This window comes from Micromonospora sp. RTGN7 (genome assembly GCF_033804645.1).
In the GTDB taxonomy this organism is placed as follows: domain Bacteria; phylum Actinomycetota; class Actinomycetes; order Mycobacteriales; family Micromonosporaceae; genus Micromonospora.
Map to the genome: position 1 here is coordinate 1 of NZ_JAPZLF010000079.1, position 223 is coordinate 223.

Here is a 223-nt window from a genome sequence, read left to right on the forward strand (position 1 = left end):
CCGAGGTGGCCGAGGTTCTCGAGCTTCGATTCCTGTAGTGCGGTGCCGATGGAGATCACCGCGGCCCGCTCGTCGAGGCCGGCTTTCTTCGTGGCGGCGATGATGGCCTTGGCGTTGGTGTTCTGTTCGTCGTTCAGGGTGATGGTCGACTGGTCGCCGTCCACACCGTGGGGGATCAGCTTGGTGGTGTCGACGTCCGGCTTGTCGGCGGCCTGCACGGCCA

Annotated in this window: 1 pseudogene; it reads right to left on the reverse strand. The window is 65.5% G+C overall.

Annotated elements, in window-relative coordinates:
• Window positions 1–223 (reverse strand): annotated as a pseudogene (locus SNR22_RS29540) (hypothetical protein); the annotation flags it as partial.